Origin of the sequence: Pseudomonas rhodesiae (assembly GCF_013285305.1) — a bacterium.
Taxonomy (GTDB): Bacteria; Pseudomonadota; Gammaproteobacteria; order Pseudomonadales; family Pseudomonadaceae; genus Aquipseudomonas; species Aquipseudomonas rhodesiae.
This window is the reverse complement of sequence record NZ_CP054205.1, coordinates 1,632,520-1,653,452: the sequence shown is the minus strand read 5'-3', so window position 1 is coordinate 1,653,452 and position 20,933 is coordinate 1,632,520. Positions and strand designations below refer to the sequence as shown.

The following is a 20,933-nucleotide window of genomic DNA, read 5'->3' as shown; positions in this document are numbered from 1 at the left end:
CCCGATGAGTACATCCATTTGCCCCTGCGGTAGCGGCAACCTGCTGGATGCCTGCTGCGGCCATTATCACGCCGGCCACCCGGCACCTTGCGCCAGCGCGTTGATGCGTTCGCGCTACAGCGCCTACGTCCTGGGCCTGGTGGACTATCTGGTGGCCACCACTCTGCCTGCGCAACAGGCCGGCCTGGACCGCGAAGCCATCGCCGCGTGGAGCGCCCAAAGCACCTGGTTGGGTCTCGAAGTGGAAAGCTCCGAAGTGTTCGGCGGCCAGCCGGAACACGCGTTCGTGACCTTTACCGCACGCTGGCACGACAGCACCGGCGAACATAGCCACCGCGAGCAGTCTTCTTTCGTACAGAATGACGGGCGCTGGTACTTCATCGATCCTACGGTGCAAATCAAAGCCAGTCGCAACGATGCCTGCCTGTGCGGCAGCGGGCAGAAATTCAAGAAGTGTTGTTCCAGCTACCTCTAACCCTTACAGGACTGACGCCATGCTCCGGATATACAGCTTGATGCTGGCGTTGACCCTCGGCCTGAGCGGTTGCGCATCGTGGTTCGAAGACGATTCGCCAGCGCCTCATGTTTCCCTGGTGAAGGTGGAGGTGGTGCGCGCCAAACTGCTTGAGCAGAAATTCAAACTGTTCTTTCGCGTGGACAACCGCGATGACGACGACCTGACCGTGCGCGGCCTGATCTACAAGGTGACCTTGGGTGATTTTGTGTTGACCGAGGGCGAATCCAATGAATGGTTGACGGTGCCGCCGCGCAGCCATGCGGTGTTCAAAGTCACGGTGCGCACCAACCTCTGGCCGCAGATCCGCGATGTGGTGCAGATGCTGAAAAACCCGGACAGACCGGTGCCCTACCGCCTCGAAGGCGAACTGAAAACCGGATTATTCATCGGTTATGACGTGCAGGTGAACCACAATGGCGAGATAATCCCCGGCGATTTTATTCCGGAGCGACATCAATGACTCAGCAACCCCATGTCCATGGTCCTGACTGCAACCACGATCACGATCACCATGATCACGACCACGGCCATGTCCACGGCCCGAACTGCGGCCACGCTCACCAAGAGCCGGTGCGCAATGCCCTGAAGGACGTTGGTCGCAACGATCCTTGCCCGTGCGGCAGCGAGAAAAAATTCAAGAAGTGCCACGGCGCCTGATCGCGACGCATGACATTCGCTTGACCCTGTGGGAGGACGCCCAGCGCCTCCCACACTGTTTTGCCCCAAGCTTACGCAATTACACAACTCCTGCTTGCGTCGTTTCACCGCGCTCACTAACGTAGCGCCTTTACTGACGCTACCCCCCGCAGGAGCTTTGCCATGGCCTCGCCAGCCCTCTCACATTTTCTTCCCCGGTTCGGCGTTGCCGCGGCAGTTGCCAGTGCATTGAGCCTGGCCGGTTGCCAGCTCCAAAGCACCCAAGACACCTTGCCGCCGGTGGCCGGCGTGCAGCCCATCAAGGGCCTGGCGCAGAATGTGTCGGTGCGCCGCAATGCCCAAGGTATGCCGCTGATCGAAAGCAACACCTTCCACGATGCGCTGTTCAGCCTCGGTTACGTGCATGCCAGCGACCGCATCCAGCAGATGGTCACCCTGCGCCTGCTGGCCCAGGGCCGTCTGGCGGAAATGTCGGGGCCTGAGGTGCTGGACGTCGACCGCTTTATGCGAGCGGTCAACCTGAAAAAAAGCGCCGGCGAGTTGTATAACGCCTCATCGCCGCGCCTCAAGCGCTTCTTCGAGGTGTACGCCCGCGGCGTCAACGCCTATCTGTTCCGTTATCGCGACAAGCTGCCGCCGGACCTGGCCCACACCGGCTACAAGCCCGAGTACTGGAAACCGGAAGATTCCGCGCTGCTGTTCTGCCTGCTCAATTTCAGTGAATCGGCCAACCTGCAGGAAGAACTGGGCTCCTTGGTGCTGGGGCAAAAAGTCGGCGTCGATAAACTTGCCTGGCTCACGCCAAGCGCGCCCGACGAGCCGATCCCGCTGGCCGAAGCCGACAAACTCAAGGGCATCAACCTGGGCCAGATCACCGGTCTGGCGGGGCTGGATGCGGTCAGTCAGCAGTTGAGCAGCCTCAATGCACTGGCGGTCACCACTTCAAGCAACTGGGCCATCGGTCCGCAACGCAGCCGCGCCGGCAAAAGCCTGCTGGCCAACGACTTGGCGGCGCAGCCACAGGCACCGTCGCCATGGAGCTACGTGCAGATCCGCGCACCTAAGTACCAGGCAGTGGGCGTCTCGATTGCCGGCCTGCCTACGTTGCTGTCCGGGTTCAACGGCAAGGTGGCGTGGAGCATGAGTGCGGTCAAGGGCGACACCCAGGACCTGTTCCTGGAAAAGGTTAAACGCCAGGGCAGCGCGCTTTACTACGAAAACAACGGGAAATGGCTACCTGCCGGCGTGCGTAACGAAACCTTCTTCATCAAGGGCCAACGCTCGATCCGCGAAGTCGTCTACGAAACCCGCCACGGTGCCCTGCTCAATAGCAGCCAGGCCTTGACCAGCGGTTTGGGCTTGGCCTTGCAAAGCGCCGACTTCAAAGACGACAAGAGCCTGGACGCCTTCTTCGACCTGTCGCGCGCGCAGAATGCCGGCAAAGCCTCGGACGCCACCCGGGAAATCCGCGCAATCGCCTTGAACATGATCTTCGCCGACGCCAGCAATATCGGCTGGCAGGTCACCGGTCGCTTCCCCAATCGCCGCGAAGGTGAAGGGCTACTGCCGTCGCCGGGCTGGGATGGGCGCTTCGACTGGGACGGCTACGCCGATGCCATGCTGCACCCCTATGACCAGGACCCGGCCCAAGGCTGGATCGGCACCGCCAACCAGCGCACTGCACCGCGCGGCTATGGCATGCAATTGTCCAACACCTGGGATGCCCCTGAGCGCAGCGAACGCCTGGCGCAATTGGCCAATGCCGGCAAGCATGACAGTCGCAGCCTGATCGCCATGCAGTACGACCAAACCACCCCCTTCGCCGCCAAACTCAAGAGCATGTTCCAGGCGCCAGGCATGGCTCAGCCGCTCAAGCAGGCGATCGAGGCGTTACCCGCTGCCGAGCAGGCCAAGGCCCGCGAAGCCCTGACCCGCCTGATGGCCTTCGATGGTCGCCTGGTATCGACCTCCGCCGATGCTGCGCTCTATGAACTGTTCCTACAGGAAAGTACGCGGCAGATCTTCCTCGACGAACTCGGCCCGGAAACCAGCGCCAGCTGGAAAGCCTTTGTGAGCAACGCACGCTTGTCCTACGCCGCCCAGGCCGACCACCTGCTGGGCCGTGAAGACAGCCCATTCTGGGACGATGTGCGCACGGCGCAGAAAGAAGACAAACCGGCGATCCTCGCGCGCAGCCTGGCGGCCGCCATCACCGCCGGCGACAGCCAACTGGGTGCGGACCACAAGGCCTGGCAGTGGGGCAAATTGCACAGCACCACCTGGAAAAACGCCCAGGGCCAAGTGATCCGTGGGCCGCTGGCCAGTGGCGGCGATCACAACACCTTGAACCCGGCGCCCTACAGCTGGGGCCAGGATTTCAACACCACCCAGGTACCGGCGCTGCGCATGATCGTCGACTTCGGCCAGGCGGAACCGATGATGGGCCAAGGCGGCATCGGCCAATCCGGCAACCCGGTCAGCCCGCACTACGCCAATGGCATTGACGCGGCGCTCAAGGCGCAATACCTGAGTTTCCCGATGCAACCACAGAACTTCGACAAGGTGTACGGCAAGACTCGCCTGACCCTCACCCCAGGCAAGTAAACGCTGCAAAATGCAAAAGGGGCTTGTTGTGGTGAGGCTGCTCACCCCAGCAAGCCTGCTCAGTGTCGAACGTCCCATGCACTCAGATAGAACTTCTGCGTTCGCCCCTGCCTCATAAGTAACAAGCCCACCTCCCCGGTCACCCCATGGACCTTGTCATCGCCCGCCCGGAAGGCCTTTATTGCCCCGCCGGAGATTTCTACATTGACCCCTGGCGCCCGGTGGAACGGTCGGTTATCACCCACGCCCACGGCGATCACGCCCGCACCGGCAACACCCATTACCTTGCGGCAGCGCCCGGCGAAGGCATCCTGCGTTCGCGCCTGGGCCAGGACATCAACCTGCAGACCCTGCCCTACGGCGAACGCCTGGTGCACCACGGCGTGACCCTGAGTTTCCATCCCGCCGGACATGTGCTCGGTTCCGCCCAGGTACGCCTCGAATACCAGGGTGAAGTGTGGGTAGCCTCTGGTGACTACAAAGTCGAACCCGACGGCACCTGCGCGCCGTTCGAACCGGTGCGATGCCATACCTTTATCACCGAATCCACCTTCGGCCTGCCGATCTACCGCTGGCAGCCCCAGGCGCAGATCTTTGCGGGAATCAATGAGTGGTGGCGTGGGAATATCGCCAACGGCAAGGCCAGCGTGCTGTTTTGTTACTCCTTCGGCAAAGCCCAGCGCATCCTGCATGGTATCGACGCCAGCATCGGCCCGATCCTCAGCCACGGCGCGGTCGAGCCATTGAACCGGGTGTATCGCGACGCCGGCATCTATATCCCGGAGACGCTATACGCCGGCGATTTCAAGAAAAACGACCCGTTGCTGCGCCAGGCGCTGATCATCGCGCCGCCCTCCGCCGGCGGTAGCACCTGGATACGCCGCTTCGGCGACTACAGCGATGCCTTTGCCAGCGGTTGGATGCGCCTGCGCGGCACCCGTCGGCGGCGTGGGGTGGACCGCGGTTTTGTGCTGTCGGACCATGCCGACTGGCCCGGCTTGTTGTGGGCCATCGAGCAAACCGGGGCCGAACGGGTGATGGTCACCCACGGTTCGGTCGGCGTGTTGGTGCGTCACCTGCGCGAAAAAGGCCTGGATGCCCAAGGGTTCACCACCGAATACGGGGACGACGAAGAAGAGGTCACGGCATGAAGGCCTTCGCCGAGTTGTACGCCAACCTCGACGCCACCACCTCCAGCAACGCCAAGCTCGCCGCCTTGCAGGGCTATTTCCGCCAGGCGCCGCCAGCCGACGCCGCGTGGGCGGTGTATTTCCTTTCCGGTGGGCGCCCACGGCAGTTGGTGCCGACGCGGCTGCTACGCGACATGGCCACTGAGGCTTCGGGCATCGAACCCTGGCTGTTTGAAGAAAGTTACCAGTCGGTAGGCGACCTGGCCGAGACAATTTCCCTGCTGTTGCCAGAATCGACCTACACCTCCGAGGACGGCCTGGCGGTGTGGCTGGAAGAAAAACTGCTGCCCTTGCGCGGCCTGCCCCCGACGGAACTGGCCGAACGCTTGCCGGCGCTGTGGGCGCAACTGGATCAACCGAGTTTGATGGTATGTATCAAGCTGATCACCGGCAGTTTCCGCGTGGGCGTTTCGAAACTGCTGGTCACCCGCGCCCTGGCCGCGATGGCCGAGTTGGACAGCAAACGGGTGGCGCAGCGGTTGGTGGGTTACACCGACTTGTCCAACCGTCCTACAGCCGAGGGTTATTTGAAGCTGATCGCCGCCGAATCGTCCGACGAACATGCGCAGCGTGGCGGGCAACCGTATCCGTTTTTTCTGGCCCATGGCCTAGCGCAACCGGTGGAGCAGTTCGACGCCTTGCTGGGCTCCCCCGCCGACTGGCAGGTGGAATGGAAGTGGGACGGCATTCGCGCGCAAGTGGTCAAGCGCGAGGGGCGCCTGTGGGTCTGGTCCCGCGGTGAGGAACTGGTGACCGAGCGTTTTCCGGAGCTGCATGCGCTGGTCAGTGGTCTGCCAGATGGCACGGTGATCGACGGTGAGATCGTGGTGTGGAAGGACGCGGTACAACCCTTCTCCCTGCTGCAACAGCGGATCGGTCGCAAGACCTTGAGCAAAAAAGTCCTGGAGGACGCGCCAGTGGCAGTGCTCGCCTATGACCTGCTGGAGCACCAGGGCGACGATTGGCGCAACCATTCCCAAGCCGAACGCCGCGCACAGTTGGAGCAGGTAATCGCACAGTGCAACCAACCGGTGCTACTGCCCTCGCCGCTGTTGACGGGCAGTACTTGGCAGGACTTGGCCCGGCAACGTGAAGACTCCCGCAAACTGGGGGTGGAAGGCATGATGCTCAAGGCGCGCGACGGCCTCTACGGCGTGGGCCGCACCAAAGACATGGGCGTGTGGTGGAAGTGGAAGGTCGATCCGTTCAGCGTCGACGCGGTATTGATCTACGCCCAGCGCGGCCACGGCCGACGCGCCAGCCTCTACAGCGACTACACCTTTGCGGTGTGGGATGGGCCGCCGGGCAGCGAGCGCACCCTGGTGCCGTTTGCCAAAGCCTATTCCGGGCTGACCGATGAAGAAATGCGCAAAGTCGACGCCATTGTGCGCAAGACCACCGTGGAAAAATTCGGCCCGGTCAGCAGCGTCACGCCGAGCATGGTGTTCGAGCTGGGCTTCGAGGGCATCGCGCTGTCCAAACGCCACAAAAGCGGAATTGCGGTGCGGTTTCCGCGGATGCTGCGTTGGCGCCAGGATAAACACGTGGAAGACGCCGACAACCTCGGCACCTTGCAAGACCTGCTGACCTGAGCCCCGCCACCCAAAATGGTGCATTGAAAAATCGATGCCCATTTTTGGGCATCTCCTACACTCACAACGCCACCTTCTTGCCTTTTAAAACGCTCATTCGGAACTATGGTGCAGAAATTGCTACTTGGGATCCGTCTGACACCGTTCAGTAACAGTCCTAATCGCGCCACAAGCGCTTATCTTGGTTTCAAGGGATTACATAATGAAAAAAGCATTGCTGACCCTTTCTGCACTGGCTCTGTGCATGGCCGCCGGTACCGCGTTGGCCAAGGAATACAAGGAATTGCGTTTTGGTGTCGACCCGTCCTACGCACCGTTCGAATCCAAGGCAGCCGACGGCAGCCTGGTGGGCTTCGATATCGACCTGGGCAATGCCATCTGTGCCGAGCTGAAGGTCAAGTGCAAATGGGTCGAAAGTGATTTCGACGGCATGATTCCGGGCCTGAAAGCCAATAAGTTCGACGGCGTGATTTCGTCCATGACCGTGACCCCGGTGCGTGAGAAAGCCATCGACTTCTCCAGCGAACTGTTCTCCGGCCCAACCTCACTGGTATTCAAGAAAGGCGCGGGCTACTCGACGCCGGAATCCCTCAAGGGCAAATCGGTAGGCTATGAACAAGGCACCATTCAGGAAGCCTACGCCAAGGCGGTACTGGATAAAGCCGGTGTGACCACCAAGGCCTACGCTAACCAGGACCAAGTGTATGCCGACCTGACTTCCGGCCGTCTCGACGCTTCGGTGCAAGACATGCTGCAAGCCGAACTGGGCTTTTTGAAGTCGCCAGCCGGCGCCGGCTATGAAGTCAGCGCGGCCATCGACGACCCTCTGCTGCCGTCCAAAACCGCCATCGGTATCAAAAAAGGTAACACTGAGCTGAAGGCCCTTTTGGATAAAGGTATCAAAGCGTTACACGATGATGGCACCTACGCCACCATCCAGAAGAAACACTTTGGCGATCTGAACCTGTACAGCGGCAAATAATGCCTGGGGCGCCCCTGTGTTTGCAGGGGCGCTTTTTTATCGCCATAGGTCCCGATTTATGTTCGAAGAACTGTTGCAAACCCTCGGGCTGAGCGCACTCAGCCTGAAGGGTTTCGGCCCGCTATTGCTGCAAGGCACCTGGATGACCATCAAGTTATCGGTACTGTCCCTGGCCGTCAGCGTGTTGCTGGGTTTGCTCGGCGCCAGCGCCAAACTGTCCAGCCTGCCCTTTTTGCGCATCCCCGCGCAGCTCTATACCACCCTGATTCGTGGCGTCCCCGACCTGGTGCTGATGCTGCTGATTTTCTATAGCCTGCAAACCTGGCTCACCGGCCTGACCGACTTTATGGAATGGGAATACATCGAGATCGACCCATTCAGCGCCGGGGTGATCACCCTGGGCTTTATCTACGGTGCTTACTTCACCGAGACTTTCCGCGGCGCGATCCTCGCCGTGCCCCGCGGCCAACTGGAAGCCGCCACTGCTTACGGGCTCAAGCGCGGCCAGCGGTTTCGCTACGTGACCTTCCCGCAGATGATGCGCTTTGCCCTGCCGGGCATCGGCAATAACTGGATGGTGATGCTCAAGGCCACCGCGCTGGTGTCGATCATCGGCCTGGCGGACCTGGTCAAGGCCGCGCAGGATGCCGGCAAGAGCACCTATCAACTGTTCTACTTCCTGGTACTGGCCGCGTTGATCTACCTGCTGATCACCAGTACCTCCAACTTTGTCCTGCGCCGTCTTGAACGCCGCTACTCCGCTGGCGCCCGGGAGGCCGTGCGATGATCGAACTCTTGCAGGAATACTGGCGCCCGTTTCTCTACAGCGACGGCCAGCACATCACCGGCCTGGCGATGACCATGTGGCTGCTCAGCGCTTCACTGGTGATTGGGTTTCTGGTGTCGATCCCGCTGTCCATCGCCCGCGTCTCGCGCAACCCGCTGGTACGTTGGCCGGTGCAGTTCTACACCTACCTGTTTCGCGGTACGCCGCTCTATATCCAGTTGCTGATCTGCTACACCGGCATCTACAGCATTGCCGCCGTGCGCGCGCAGCCAGTGCTGGATGCGTTTTTCCGCGATGCGATGAACTGCACCATCCTGGCCTTCGCCCTCAACACTTGCGCCTACACCACGGAAATTTTCGCTGGGGCGATCCGCAGCATGGCCCACGGCGAGGTCGAAGCGGCCAAGGCCTATGGGCTCAGCGGTTGGAAGCTCTACGCGTACGTGATCATGCCGTCGGCGCTACGTCGTTCGCTGCCGTACTACAGCAACGAAGTGATCCTGATGCTGCACTCGACCACCGTGGCTTTCACTGCGACGATTCCCGACATCCTCAAAGTGGCCCGGGACGCCAACTCGGCGACCTTTATGACGTTTCAATCATTCGGCATCGCCGCGCTGATCTACCTGACCGTGACCTTTGCCCTGGTCGGTCTGTTTCGCCTGGCGGAGCGGCGCTGGCTGGCCTTTCTCGGCCCCAGCCACTAAGGAGCCTTCATGCGTCATCGGATTCACGAACTGATCGCGCCGCTGCCCGGCACGGCGCGGCAGATTCACAGTTTTCACTTCGGCCCGGAACACACCGAAGGCAAGGTCTACGTCCAAGCGTCGCTGCATGCCGACGAGTTGCCGGGCATGCTGGTGGCCTGGCATTTAAAGGCGCGCCTGGCCGAGCTGGCCGCCGCCGGGCGCCTGCGCAGCGAAATCGTGTTGGTGCCGGTCGCCAACCCAGCGGGCCTGGAACAGGTGTTGATGGACACCCCGCTGGGCCGCTACGAGCTGGAGAGCGGGCAGAACTTCAATCGGCTGTTTGTCGACCTCGGTGATGAGGTGGGCAATCAGGTCGAAGCCTTGCTTGGCGACGATCCGCAGCACAACGTGCAAGTGATCCGTGCCGCGCTGCTCTCCGCCCTGGCCGACCAAGGCGCCGCAACCCAGTTGCAATCCCAGCGCCTGGTGTTGCAACGCCTGGCGTGCGATGCCGACCTGGTGCTGGACCTGCACTGCGACTTCGAAGCCGTGGCGCACCTGTACACCACGCCGCAAGCCTGGCCGCAGGTGGAGGCGTTGGCACGTTACCTCGGCTCGGAAGCCAACCTGCTGGCTACGGATTCGGGCGGACAGTCGTTCGACGAATGCTTCACCCTGGTGTGGTGGCAGTTGCAGCAGCGCTTCGGCGCGCGGTTTCCGATCCCCATGGGCAGCATCGCGGTGACCGTCGAACTGCGCGGCCAGGGCGACGTCAACCACGGCCTGGCCAGCCTCGATGCCCAGGCGATCATCGATTACCTGATCCGCTTCGGTGCCATCAACGGCCAGGCCTCGCCGTTGCCCGACCTGCCTTACCCGGCCACGCCACTGGCAGGCGTAGAACCGGTGGCCACGCCAGTGGGCGGCTTGCTGGTGTTCGCCGCCCTGCCCGGCGAATATCTGGAAGCCGGGCAATTGCTGGCCGAAATCATCGACCCCATTACCGACCGCGTAACGCCCGTGCACTGCCGCAAGGCTGGCCTGCTTTACGCCCGTTCGCTGCGCCGCATGGCCACTGCCGGGATGGTCATCGGCCATGTCGCAGGCACCGAGGCCTACCGCAGCGGCTATCTACTTTCGCCTTGAGGATGCACGCCCCATGTACAAATTGACCGTTGAAGGCCTGCATAAAAGCTATGGCGACAATGAGGTGCTCAAAGGTGTCTCGCTCAAGGCCAAGACCGGTGACGTGATCAGCCTGATCGGCGCCAGCGGCTCGGGCAAGAGCACCTTCCTGCGCTGCATCAACTTTCTGGAAACCCCCAACGACGGCGCCATGACCCTCGACGGCCAGCCGATCCGCATGGTCAGCGACCGCCACGGCATGCGCGTGGCCGACGACGCCGAACTGCAACGCTTGCGCACCCGGCTGGCGATGGTGTTCCAGCACTTCAACCTGTGGAGCCACATGAGCGTGCTGGAGAACATCACCATGGCCCCGCGCCGGGTGCTGGGTTGCAGCAAAAAAGACGCCGAAGACCGTGCCCGCCGCTACCTGGACAAAGTCGGCCTGCCGGCCCGCGTGGCCGATCAATACCCGGCGTTTCTTTCCGGCGGTCAACAACAACGTGTCGCCATCGCCCGCGCATTGGCGATGGAACCGGAGGTGATGCTGTTCGACGAACCCACCTCGGCCCTCGACCCGGAACTGGTGGGCGAAGTGCTGAAGGTGATCCAGGGCCTGGCCGAGGAAGGCCGCACCATGATCATGGTCACCCATGAAATGAGCTTCGCGCGCAAAGTGTCCAGCCAGGTGCTGTTTCTGCACAAAGGCTTGGTGGAGGAGCAAGGCGCGCCGGAAGACGTGCTGGGCAACCCCAAGAGCGAGCGTCTGCAACAGTTCTTGAGCGGTAATTTGAAGTAAACCTTTGTGACGCCTGGAAGGTCTGTGGAATAAGCCCTCCAGAGCGTCAGCCACCGCATGGCAAAACCCCACGACTTCGCCAGGCAATGGTTCGCCGCCAAAGGCTGGAAACCTTTCGCCTTCCAAAAAGCCGTGTGGACGGCGGTCAAGGAGGGAAATTCCGGCTTGCTGCATGCCAGCACCGGCGCCGGCAAGACTTACGCACTGTGGTTTGCCGCGCTCAATCGCTTCGCCATTACGCGACCGCTGGCCACCGGCAAACGCAAGCCACCGGCCGAGCCGCTGACGGTGTTGTGGATTACGCCGATGCGAGCCCTCGCCGCCGACACCGCGCGCGCCTTGGAAGCGCCGCTGGCGGCGTTGCAAATCCCGTGGACTGTCGGCCTGCGCACCGGCGACACCAGTAGCGCTGAGCGCGCCCGACAAACCCGTCGCCAGCCGACCACACTGGTCACCACCCCGGAAAGCCTGACCCTGATGCTGGCCCGCGCCGACAGCGAAGCCAGCATGGCCCATGTGCGCATGGTGGTAGTGGATGAATGGCACGAACTGATCGGCAACAAACGCGGGGTGCAGTTGCAACTGGCCTTGGCACGCTTGCGCCGTTGGCATCCTGACTTAATGGTGTGGGGGATTTCCGCGACGCTGGGTAATCAATCCCACGCCTTGGAAGTACTGGTGCCACAAGGCGGCGGGATCAATGTGCAGGGGCAAACGGCCAAGGCGCTGCACGTCGACACGTTGCTGCCGCCAGTGTCCGAACGCTTTCCCTGGGCTGGGCATATCGGATTGAAAATGCTGCCGCAGGTGGTGGCCGAGGTGGATGCCAGCAGCAGTTGCCTGGTGTTCACCAACACCCGCGCACAGTCGGAAATCTGGTACCAGGCCCTGCTCGATGCGCGGCCGGATTGGGCCGGGCTGATTGCTTTGCACCACGGTTCGCTGTCCCGCGAGACCCGCGACTGGGTCGAACGGGCGCTCAAAGACGGGCAGCTCAAAGCGGTGGTGTGCACCTCCAGCCTGGACCTGGGGGTGGATTTTCTGCCGGTCGAGCGGGTGTTGCAGATCGGCTCGGCTAAAGGCGTGGCGCGCCTGATGCAGCGTGCCGGGCGGTCCGGCCATGCCCCGGGGCGGCCGTCCCGAGTGACGCTGGTGCCGACTCACAGCCTGGAACTGATTGAAGCGGCGGCGGCCCAGGACGCGATCGCCGAGCGCCGCATCGAGGCCCGCGAATCGCCCTACAAACCCTTGGATGTACTCGTACAGCATCTGGTAAGCATGGCCTTGGGCGGTGGCTTTATGCCCGCGTCGTTGCTGGAGGAAGTGCGCGGCGCCTGGGCCTATCGCGACCTTACTGACGCCGACTGGGCCTGGGCCCTGGGCTTTGTGCGCCACGGCGGCTTATCGCTGACGGCCTATCCGGACTACCGCCGCGTGGAGCCTGACGAACACGGCATCTGGCGTGTACCGGATGCACGCTTGGCCAGGCGCCATCGCATGAGCGTGGGCACCATCGTCAGCGATGCAAGCATTCAGTTGAAATTCTGGAGCAAGGGCGGCGGCGGCAAGAACCTGGGCAGCGTCGAGGAAGGCTTTATCGCCCGGCTCAAACCTGGGGATGGCTTCTTGTTTGCCGGGCGTTTGCTAGAGCTGGTGCGGGTGGAAAACATGACTGCCTATGTACGCCGCAGCAACGCCAAAAAGGCCGCCGTACCGCGCTGGAATGGCGGGCGCATGCCGCTTTCCAACGAACTGGCCCAGGCCGTGGTGGAACGTTTCGATGCTGCCGCCCATGGCCACTTCGACGGCCCGGAAATGCGCGCCGTGCAGCCGTTGCTACAGACCCAGTTGCGCTGGTCGGGCCTGCCGACACGCGAACATTTGTTGGCCGAAGCGCTGAAGTCACGGGAGGGTTGGCACCTGTTCCTCTACCCGTTCGCGGGGCGCCAAGTGCATCTGGGCCTGGCCAGTTTGCTGGCCTGGCGCGTCAGCCAGGGGCAACCCGTCACCTTCTCCATTGCGGTCAACGACTACGGCTTGGAACTGCTCAGCGCTACACATGTGGATTGGCCGGCACTGTTGAATTCTGAGCTGCTGAGCCCGGATAACCTGCTGGAGGATGTGGCGGCCAGCTTGAACGCCGGTGAACTGGCCCTGCGCCGCTTCCGCGAGATCGCCCGTATCGCCGGGCTGGTGTTCGCCGGTTACCCCGGCGCGCCGAAAAGCACCCGGCAGGTGCAGGCTTCCAGCGGCTTGTTCTTTGAAGTGTTCAAGCAATATGACCCGCACAACCTATTGCTGGCCCAGGCCGGCGAGGAAGTATTGCGAGACGAGTTGGACATCCGCCGCCTGGAAGCGGCGTTGAGACATCTTTCCACCCTGACACTGGACCTGCACGTAATCGAACGGCCCACACCCCTGGCTTTTCCGCTACTGGTGGAGCGGATGCGCGAAAGCATGAGTTCGGAAAAACTCTCGGAGCGCATCGCGCGGATGGTCAAGGATTTGGAAAAAGTCGCGGATAACGGGAAAACTTGATGTATTGCGAAGTGCAGCTTGAAGGCGAAACGTTATGGCTGCTGGCGGAGAAAGCTATCTACTGGCCAGCGCGCCACTGCCTGCTGATCGCCGACGCGCATTTTGGCAAAGCGTCGGCCTATCGCAGCCTGGGGCAACCGGTTCCCCAAGGCACCACCACCGACAACCTGGCGCGACTGGACCGACTGCTGCAGACATTCGACTGCGTGCAGGTGATCTTCCTCGGCGATTTCCTGCACGGCCCCGGCTCCCATGCCAGCGGCACGCTGAGCGCCCTGCGAGCGTGGCGCGCCCAGCGTCGCGAGCTGCCCATGACGTTGATTCGCGGCAATCACGATAAGCGTGCGGGTGACCCGCCGGCCGACCTCGGCATCGACGTGATAGCAGAACCGTTGCTGATGGGGCCGTTTGCCCTGCAACACGAACCGGACGCTCACCCCAGCCACCATGTACTGGCAGGTCATGTGCATCCGGTATATCGCTTGCGCGGCAAGGGTCGCCAGAGCCTGCGCTTGCCCTGCTTTCAGCTCGGGCCGCGGGTCAGCCTGCTACCGGCGTTCGGGGCGTTTACAGGGGGCTATAGGGTGGAACCGGACGCCAACCACCGGATTCTGGTGATTGGCGATCAGGAGGTATGGTCTGTCAGATGATGCAGGCCAACCCTAAAGGCTTCAGGCAACGGGCACGGGGGGTGCCTCGTCCGGCCGGGTAGGCTCACCGGGCTCACCGGGCTGCGGATAATCCGGCCCAGGTTGGCCGGGGATGCCGCCCGCATAGGCAGGGTCGGCCATCAGGGACCAGGCCAGAACACCAATCTGATTGGGCTCCAGCCGTGCGAGTTCTGCGCTGATTCGGGGGTCGATCTTCATAAAGTACTCCTCAAGCGTGGCCCGACACACTTCACACGTGTCGGGGCAGTACACCCAATAGAGTCACTTTCTTCAGACTAATTCCCTTTACGTGTAGGAGCTTTCGATCAAGCGCGCGGCAAGGTGACGCCAAGCTGACCCTGATACTTACCGCCACGGTCCTTGTAGGACACTTCACAGGCCTCGTCGGATTGCAGGAACAGCATCTGTGCCACCCCTTCGTTGGCGTAGATTTTTGCCGGCAATGTGGTGGTGTTGGAGAACTCCAAGGTCACGTGGCCTTCCCACTCAGGCTCAAGCGGGGTCACGTTGACGATGATGCCGCAGCGCGCGTAGGTGCTCTTACCAAGGCAGATGGTCAGCACGTCGCGAGGGATACGGAAAAACTCCACGGTGCGCGCCAGGGCGAAAGAGTTCGGCGGGATGATGCACACGTCGCTCTTGATATCGACGAAGCTCTTTTCATCGAAGTTTTTCGGATCGACGGTTGCCGAATTGATGTTGGTGAACACCTTGAATTCATCGGCGCAACGCACGTCGTAGCCATAGCTGGAAACACCATAGGAGATCAGGCGATCGGCGCCTTCGCCACGCATCTGGCGCTCGACGAAGGGTTCGATCATGCCGTGCTCTTGCGCCATGCGGCGAATCCACTTGTCCGATTTGATGCTCATGGCGGGTGTCCTGAATAGCGAGGTGGAAAAATTCTGTGGGGCATCTTACCGGTGCCGGCGTTGGGGTTCAAAGGGCGTGGGGGTTTTCTTGACGAAAGCGGGCCTCTTCATACACTCCAGCCAGCGGGGCTGGGCCCCACGATACTGGGGCGGGTGACTGGAAATACCACCGCCAGTCACGAAATTGGAGAAACCTTCGGAAATATCATTGGCACGTTCCGGAAAAAGGGTTAAGGTGGCGCCACTGTGCTGCTTGTGTCACTGAGAATCTCTACACGATATGTTGAATTTCGATCCAACCATCTCCAAGAATTTTTCCTGCTCTTTGCACTCAGTCTCGGCCAGGGCTTTTCCTGAGTCGCAGTTAACTTTGTCCAAGGAGATACACCATGTCTAATCGCCAAACTGGTACCGTTAAGTGGTTCAACGATGAAAAAGGCTTCGGCTTCATCACTCCACAATCCGGTGACGACCTGTTCGTTCACTTCAAAGCTATCCAATCCGACGGCTTCAAAAGCCTGAAAGAAGGCCAACAGGTTTCTTTCATCGCTACCCGCGGTCAGAAAGGCATGCAAGCTGAAGAAGTTCAAGTTATCTAACTTGTACTGACTTAGTCGAAAAGACCCCGCCCTTAAAAGCGGGGTTTTTTTATGCCCGGGATTTGGTATTCGCACCCACTGGTGCCTGATAAAAATGTGGGAGGGGGCTTGCCCCCGATGACGGCTTAGCAGTCGGCACTTGCTTTGACTGATACACCGCTATCGGGGGCAAGCCCCCTCCCCTATTCAGGCATTCAAACTGCGCCGCTATTGAAACAACGACTCGCTCGACAGGCCATTCTTCTCCAGGATCTCACGCAAGCGCTTGAGCCCTTCCACCTGGATCTGACGCACCCGCTCACGGGTCAGCCCAATCTCCAGGCCCACATCCTCCAAGGTGCTGCTCTCATGACCGCGCAGGCCGAAGCGGCGAATCACCACCTCACGCTGCTTGTCCGTGAGTTCAGACAGCCACTGGTCGATGCTTTGGGACAAATCATCATCCTGCAACAGCTCACAAGGATCCGTCGGGCGATCGTCCGTCAAAGTGTCCAGCAGGGTTTTATCCGAATCCGGCCCCAGCGACACATCGACCGAAGACACCCGCTCATTGAGACCAAGCATGCGCTTGACCTCCCCTACCGGTTTCTCCAGCAGGTTGGCGATCTCTTCAGGGGAAGGTTCGTGATCGAGCTTCTGCGTCAACTCACGGGCGGCCCGCAGGTAGACATTGAGTTCCTTGACCACATGGATCGGCAAGCGAATCGTTCGGGTCTGATTCATGATCGCCCGCTCGATGGTCTGACGAATCCACCAAGTGGCATAGGTAGAAAAACGGAAGCCCCGCTCAGGATCGAATTTTTCAACTGCCCTGATCAGGCCCAGATTGCCCTCCTCGATCAGGTCCAGCAGCGACAACCCACGATTGACATAGCGTCGGGCGATTTTCACCACCAGGCGCAGGTTGCTTTCAATCATGCGCTTACGCCCAGCCGGATCGCCCTTTTGCGACAAGCGCGCAAAGTGGACTTCTTCCTCGGGGGTCAGCAAAGGGGAAAAACCGATCTCATTGAGATACAGCTGGGTCGCGTCGAGCGCCCGCGTGTAATCAATGTATTTGTGTTGCTTTAACGCGGAGGAGTTCTTGGATTTGGTTCGAACTGAAGGTGTAGCAGGTCCCTCATTCGACATCGATTCCATAGCGATGCCGCTCTCCATAAGGAGAACCTCATCGTCGATGTCAAACTCCGGCGCTTCTTTACTGAGAGCCATTGTTATAGTCCTTTGGTGAGTTCGACCTCAAGCTCAAGCGACGCCTTTATCCTTGGCAACGCTGGAGCCTGTTCCTTCTACGCGAGGAACAGGCTGGCAACACATCAACGACGGGGTAGGAATTGCAGTGGATCTACAGGCTTCCCTTGACGGCGAATCTCAAAGTGCAGTTTCACCCGGTCCGTACCAGTTGACCCCATTTCGGCAATTGTCTGTCCGACTTTGACCTGCTGCCCCTCCCGAACCAACAGCCTGCGGTTATGACCGTAAGCACTGACGTAGGTATCGCTGTGTTTGATGATGACCAGTTCGCCGTAACCCCGTAGACCACTCCCGGCGTACACCACTGTCCCATCAGACGCAGCTAAAACAGGCTGTCCCAAATCCCCGGCGATATCAATGCCTTTATTCAAACTACCGTTTGAAGAGAATTTTCCAATTAACACTCCATTTGAGGGCCATCCCCACCCGCTAGGTGCAGGACCGGCAGGGGGTTGCGGCGCCGGTGTGGATGTCGGTTTGCTGGCCGGGGTCGAGGCCGCAGTACCGGCAGGCCGCGTGATCATGGTGGTTTTACTGGAGGACGAAGGTGAGGATGCGGTGCTTGTCACAACCGCCGTAGGGGCCGAGCCGGTGCGTCCATCGAAGCGAATCGTCTGACCCGGATGTATCGTATAGGGCACAGGAATATTGTTTCGAGCTGCGAGGGCTTTGTAATCCCAGCCATAACGGAAGGCGATCGAGAATAACGTGTCGCCCTTACGCACCACATACTGCCCGGTGGTGACCGTCGGCTTTTGCGGGGCGGAATTGTTACGGTCAACGACCCGTGCGCCACTGCTTGGCGAGCTTGAACAGCCGACCAACACGGAACTGAACACAAGGCCAAGCACCAGTCGCTGAAAACTTGTTTTACTCATACGCTGCGCAAGACCTGTGAGACTCACCCGCCGCTCCCTTTGTGGTGACTGAATATGAACGCCCATAGCAGGCTTGAAAGATGACGCAAGTATAACTGGGCACTGAAGTTTTACTGGCACCCGCGCGAAAACGATGTTCAAGCGCGGGGAATGTAGCCACCCATCATGTTGACTTGATAGACCCCGCCGTAAGACACATCCGCGCCAACAGAATTCACTGGCCGCGCAAATTGATCAGGCCAGCGGGCCATTGAGCAAGGGCACAAAGCGCACGGCACCCAGTACATGTCGTGAAAAGCCTTCGTCCTCACGAACAATCAGCATCAGCTGCTGCACTTCACCGGAACCGACCGGAATGACCAGGCGCCCGCCCGGTGCCAGTTGGTCGAGCAATGCTTGCGGTACATCGGTGGCCACTGCGGTAACGATAATGCCGTTATAGGGTGCCAGCGCCGGCCAGCCTTCCCAACCATCTCCCCAGCGGAACACCACGTTGCGCAGGTTTAACTCCACCAGGCGTTCCTTGGCGCGGTCCTGTAACACTTTGATACGCTCCACCGAAAACACCCGCTCCACCAGCTGCGACAGCACGGCTGTCTGGTAGCCGGAACCGGTACCGATCTCCAGCACCTTGTCCAGCGGCCCGGCCGCCAGCAGCAACTCGCTCATGCGCGCAACCATGTACGGCTGGGAAATCGTCTGGTTATGCCCGATGGGCAGCGCGGTGTCTTCATAGGCGCGATGGGCCAGGGCCTCATCGACAAACAGATGCCGCGGCGTGCGCCGGATCACTTCCAACACCTGGGCGTTGGAAAGCCCCTCTTCGTACAGGCGCTGGATCAAGCGCTCGCGAGTACGCTGGGAGGTCATCCCAATGCCGCGACGCAGCAGATCGTCTTGTTCACGAGCCATCAGCGCAGCCCCTCCAGCCAGCCATCGAGACTACCGAAGGCATCACTGAAGGTGCGATCGAGTTGCAACGGAGTAATCGACACATAACCTTGCATCACCGCGTGAAAGTCGGTGCCGGGGCCGCCATCTTCAGCGTCACCGGCGGCCGCGATCCAGTAACCCTCCTTGCCACGCGGGTCGACCACCTTCATCGGCGCCGCCGCGCGGGCGCGATGGCCCAGACGCGTGAGCTGGATACCGCGAATATGGTCGAGGGGCAAGTTGGGGACATTGACGTTCAGTACCGTGCGCGGCGGCAGGTCCAGGGAACCGTGCGCCTCGACCAGCAAACGTGCGAAATGGGCGGCGGTCGGCAGGTTGTCGAGCTGGCGCGAGGCAAAGGAGAAGGCAAACGCGGTGCGCCCCAGGAAGCGCCCTTCAAGGGCGGCGGCCACGGTGCCCGAATACAACACATCATCGCCCAGATTGGCGCCGAGGTTGATACCCGACACCACCAGGTCCGGCTCCTGCTCCAACAGGCTGTTGATCGCCAGGTGTACACAGTCGGTGGGGGTGCCGTTCACACTGATAAAGCCATTGGGCAGAACGTGCGGATGCAGCGGACGGTCAAGCGTCAGCGAACTGCTGGCGCCGCTCTTGTCCTGGTCGGGGGCAACCACTATGCACTCGGCATAATCCTGCAGCGCGGCATGGAGCGCGGCAAGGCCGGGTGCGGTGGCACCGTCATCGTTTGATATCAGAATACGCATGGGCTGTCCGTCTGCCCCACCGGCACCAGATCAACAAGCTCGCGCACCAAGACAGTGGCGAAGCATCCGGCCGGCAGGACGAATTCCAATTGCAGAATGTCAGGCCCGGGATAATGCCACGTCAACCCGCCAATGGGCAGTCGAAGAATACGACGTTCCTGGCTCATGCCCGCCTTCACCAGCCAATCACGCAGGTCGGCTTCGCTGGCGGCAACCGCCTGTTCCAGCTCGAAGGTGGCGCCGGCGGCAGGCGAATTGCCTTCGCCCCATTGCGGCCCTGTGGGGTGCAAGTCCAGGATCGCCAGGCGCGGGTCGTTGCACTCGGCCTCGCCCGCCGGGAAAAAACTGCGGCTGTCGGTAAACGCCAGCAAGTCGCCCACCTGGGCGCGCTGCCAGGAGCCATCGGCCACGCGCGCCGCCAGGACTTTGTTGAATAGAAAACTGCGCGCGGTGGACAGCAGCCGAGAACGCACATTGCGTTGCTCGGGCAAGGCTTTGCGCGCAGCCCAGTCGCGCGCGTCAACGACGTTGCCACCGTTATGCCCAAAACGCTGGGCGCCGAAATAATTGGGAATGCCATGCTGGGCAATCAGTTGCAAGCGCGCGTCGATCGCGGCGGTATCGGCCACCAATTGGGTCAGGCGCAAGGTGAAACCGTTGGCCGAATGTGCGCCGCGCTGCAACTTGCGTTTATGCCGAGCGGTTTTGAGGATAGTGAGGCTGTCGTTTTCAGCGGCGCTCATGTCCGGGTCGGCCTTGCCGGGCAATTGCACGCTAAACCACTGACGGGTCAGTGCCTGGCGATCCTTGAGCCCGGCATAACTGACGGTGCGCAACGGTACGCCAGCGGCCTTGGCGATGCGCCGCGCTGCCTCTTCGGTGTTCAAGCCGCGCTTTTCCACCCACAGCCACAGATGCTCACCCTCGCCGGTCAGCGGGATGTCGAGCACTTCGTCGACTTGAAAATCTTCGGCCGTGGCTTTCAGTACAGCACTGCCCAATGCCTCGCCATAGGCCCGCGGGCCCAGCAGTTGCAGATCATTCATGCGCGCAGCAACAAGGCGACGGAGTGCACCGCAATGCCCTCTTCACGACCGGTAAACCCGAGCTTTTCGGTGGTGGTGGCTTTCACGTTGACTTGATCCAATTCAATTTGCAGGTCCGCGGCAATCAGCGCGCGCATGGATTCGATATGGGGTGCCATTTTCGGTGCCTGGGCCACGATAGTGTTGTCGACATTACCGACCTTCCAGCCTTCTGCATGGATCAGGCCGACCACATGGCGCAGCAGCACCCGGCTGTCGGCACCTTTGAAGGTGGGGTCGGTGTCTGGAAAATGCTTGCCGATATCACCCAATGCCGCCGCGCCGAGCAACGCATCGCTCAAGGCATGCAGCACAACGTCGCCGTCGGAATGAGCCAGCAACCCATGGTGGTGTGCAATGCGCACGCCGCCCAAGGTGATGAAATCGCCCTCAGCGAAACGGTGCACATCGTAGCCGTGGCCAATACGCATAA

22 protein-coding genes are annotated in these 20,933 nt (G+C 61.0%); 14 read left to right on the top strand and 8 right to left on the bottom strand.

Features of this window, described 5'->3' with window-relative positions:
• Positions 1–4 precede the first annotated feature (4 nt).
• From HRH33_RS07395 to pdeM, 13 genes are all read left to right on the top strand, one after another.
• Positions 5–475 carry a YchJ family protein gene (locus HRH33_RS07395; protein ID WP_034096780.1) on the top strand — a complete coding sequence of 157 codons (471 nt, stop codon included), beginning with the start codon at positions 5–7 and terminating at the stop codon, positions 473–475.
• 19 nt (positions 476–494) lie between these two features.
• Complete coding sequence (locus HRH33_RS07390; protein WP_034137263.1) at positions 495–977, top strand: LEA/WHy family protein; 483 nt, start codon at positions 495–497, stop codon at positions 975–977.
• The gene (locus HRH33_RS07385; protein WP_003189235.1) at positions 974–1,174 is read left to right on the top strand and encodes an SEC-C metal-binding domain-containing protein; all 201 of its coding nucleotides are present in this window, start codon (positions 974–976) and stop codon (positions 1,172–1,174) included. Before HRH33_RS07390 ends, HRH33_RS07385 begins: the two co-directional genes overlap by 4 nt.
• A 162-nt stretch (positions 1,175–1,336) precedes the next feature.
• On the top strand, positions 1,337–3,778 hold the full coding sequence (locus HRH33_RS07380; protein ID WP_167416449.1) for a penicillin acylase family protein: 2,442 nt from the start codon (positions 1,337–1,339) through the stop codon (positions 3,776–3,778).
• Positions 3,779–3,924: 146 nt separating this feature from the next.
• Positions 3,925–4,929: a ligase-associated DNA damage response exonuclease gene (locus tag HRH33_RS07375; RefSeq protein WP_034137260.1), complete on the top strand. Its 1,005-nt coding sequence runs from the start codon at positions 3,925–3,927 to the stop codon at positions 4,927–4,929.
• Positions 4,926–6,560: an ATP-dependent DNA ligase gene (locus tag HRH33_RS07370; RefSeq protein WP_167416448.1), complete on the top strand. Its 1,635-nt coding sequence runs from the start codon at positions 4,926–4,928 to the stop codon at positions 6,558–6,560. The genes HRH33_RS07375 and HRH33_RS07370 overlap by 4 nt, the downstream gene beginning before the upstream one ends.
• Positions 6,561–6,762: 202 nt before the next feature.
• On the top strand, positions 6,763–7,542 hold the full coding sequence (locus tag HRH33_RS07365; protein WP_027604451.1) for a transporter substrate-binding domain-containing protein: 780 nt from the start codon (positions 6,763–6,765) through the stop codon (positions 7,540–7,542).
• 58 nt (positions 7,543–7,600) lie between these two features.
• Positions 7,601–8,329 carry an ABC transporter permease gene (locus HRH33_RS07360; RefSeq protein WP_167416447.1) on the top strand — a complete coding sequence of 243 codons (729 nt, stop codon included), beginning with the start codon at positions 7,601–7,603 and terminating at the stop codon, positions 8,327–8,329.
• A complete protein-coding gene (locus HRH33_RS07355; protein WP_034096271.1) occupies positions 8,326–9,036 on the top strand; it encodes an ABC transporter permease in 711 nt (236 codons plus the stop codon). Before HRH33_RS07360 ends, HRH33_RS07355 begins: the two co-directional genes overlap by 4 nt.
• Positions 9,037–9,045: 9 nt before the next feature.
• Positions 9,046–10,164 (top strand): succinylglutamate desuccinylase/aspartoacylase family protein, encoded by a 1,119-nt coding sequence (locus HRH33_RS07350; protein ID WP_167416446.1) that lies wholly within the window; start codon positions 9,046–9,048, stop codon positions 10,162–10,164.
• 13 nt (positions 10,165–10,177) lie between these two features.
• Positions 10,178–10,942, top strand: coding sequence for an ABC transporter ATP-binding protein (locus HRH33_RS07345; RefSeq protein WP_012722621.1), 765 nt, complete (start codon positions 10,178–10,180; stop codon positions 10,940–10,942).
• 57 nt (positions 10,943–10,999) lie between these two features.
• Positions 11,000–13,480, top strand: coding sequence for a ligase-associated DNA damage response DEXH box helicase (locus HRH33_RS07340; RefSeq protein WP_167416445.1), 2,481 nt, complete (start codon positions 11,000–11,002; stop codon positions 13,478–13,480).
• Positions 13,480–14,130 (top strand): ligase-associated DNA damage response endonuclease PdeM, encoded by a 651-nt coding sequence (gene pdeM, locus HRH33_RS07335; protein WP_167416444.1) that lies wholly within the window; start codon positions 13,480–13,482, stop codon positions 14,128–14,130. The genes HRH33_RS07340 and pdeM overlap by 1 nt, the downstream gene beginning before the upstream one ends.
• Before the next feature lie 21 nt (positions 14,131–14,151).
• On the opposite strand, the gene HRH33_RS07330 is transcribed toward pdeM, so the two are convergent.
• The gene (locus tag HRH33_RS07330; protein ID WP_034137254.1) at positions 14,152–14,349 is read right to left on the bottom strand and encodes a hypothetical protein; all 198 of its coding nucleotides are present in this window, start codon (positions 14,347–14,349) and stop codon (positions 14,152–14,154) included.
• A 107-nt stretch (positions 14,350–14,456) separates the two neighbouring features.
• Entirely contained in the window at positions 14,457–15,023 is a 567-nt protein-coding gene (gene dcd / locus HRH33_RS07325) for a dCTP deaminase (protein ID WP_094064740.1), read from the bottom strand.
• A gap of 389 nt (positions 15,024–15,412) precedes the next feature.
• On the opposite strand from dcd, the gene HRH33_RS07320 reads away from it, so the two are divergent.
• Positions 15,413–15,622: a cold-shock protein gene (locus HRH33_RS07320; protein WP_002554837.1), complete on the top strand. Its 210-nt coding sequence runs from the start codon at positions 15,413–15,415 to the stop codon at positions 15,620–15,622.
• Positions 15,623–15,829: 207 nt separating this feature from the next.
• Here HRH33_RS07320 and rpoS read toward each other — a convergent pair whose 3' ends face one another.
• From rpoS to ispF, 6 genes are all read right to left on the bottom strand, one after another.
• Positions 15,830–16,834 (bottom strand): RNA polymerase sigma factor RpoS, encoded by a 1,005-nt coding sequence (gene rpoS, locus HRH33_RS07315; RefSeq protein WP_034096265.1) that lies wholly within the window; start codon positions 16,832–16,834, stop codon positions 15,830–15,832.
• Positions 16,835–16,938: 104 nt separating this feature from the next.
• The gene (locus HRH33_RS07310; protein ID WP_167416443.1) at positions 16,939–17,781 is read right to left on the bottom strand and encodes a peptidoglycan DD-metalloendopeptidase family protein; all 843 of its coding nucleotides are present in this window, start codon (positions 17,779–17,781) and stop codon (positions 16,939–16,941) included.
• A gap of 207 nt (positions 17,782–17,988) precedes the next feature.
• Positions 17,989–18,624, bottom strand: a complete 636-nt coding sequence (locus HRH33_RS07305; RefSeq protein WP_169867554.1) for a protein-L-isoaspartate(D-aspartate) O-methyltransferase — start codon at positions 18,622–18,624, stop codon at positions 17,989–17,991.
• Positions 18,625–18,665: 41 nt separating this feature from the next.
• A complete protein-coding gene (gene surE, locus HRH33_RS07300) occupies positions 18,666–19,415 on the bottom strand; it encodes a 5'/3'-nucleotidase SurE (RefSeq protein ID WP_167416442.1) in 750 nt (249 codons plus the stop codon).
• Positions 19,403–20,461: a tRNA pseudouridine(13) synthase TruD gene (gene truD / locus HRH33_RS07295; protein ID WP_167416441.1), complete on the bottom strand. Its 1,059-nt coding sequence runs from the start codon at positions 20,459–20,461 to the stop codon at positions 19,403–19,405. Before truD ends, surE begins: the two co-directional genes overlap by 13 nt.
• Complete coding sequence (ispF, locus tag HRH33_RS07290) at positions 20,458–20,931, bottom strand: 2-C-methyl-D-erythritol 2,4-cyclodiphosphate synthase (protein WP_167416440.1); 474 nt, start codon at positions 20,929–20,931, stop codon at positions 20,458–20,460. The genes truD and ispF overlap by 4 nt, the downstream gene beginning before the upstream one ends.
• Positions 20,932–20,933: the final 2 nt, after the last annotated feature.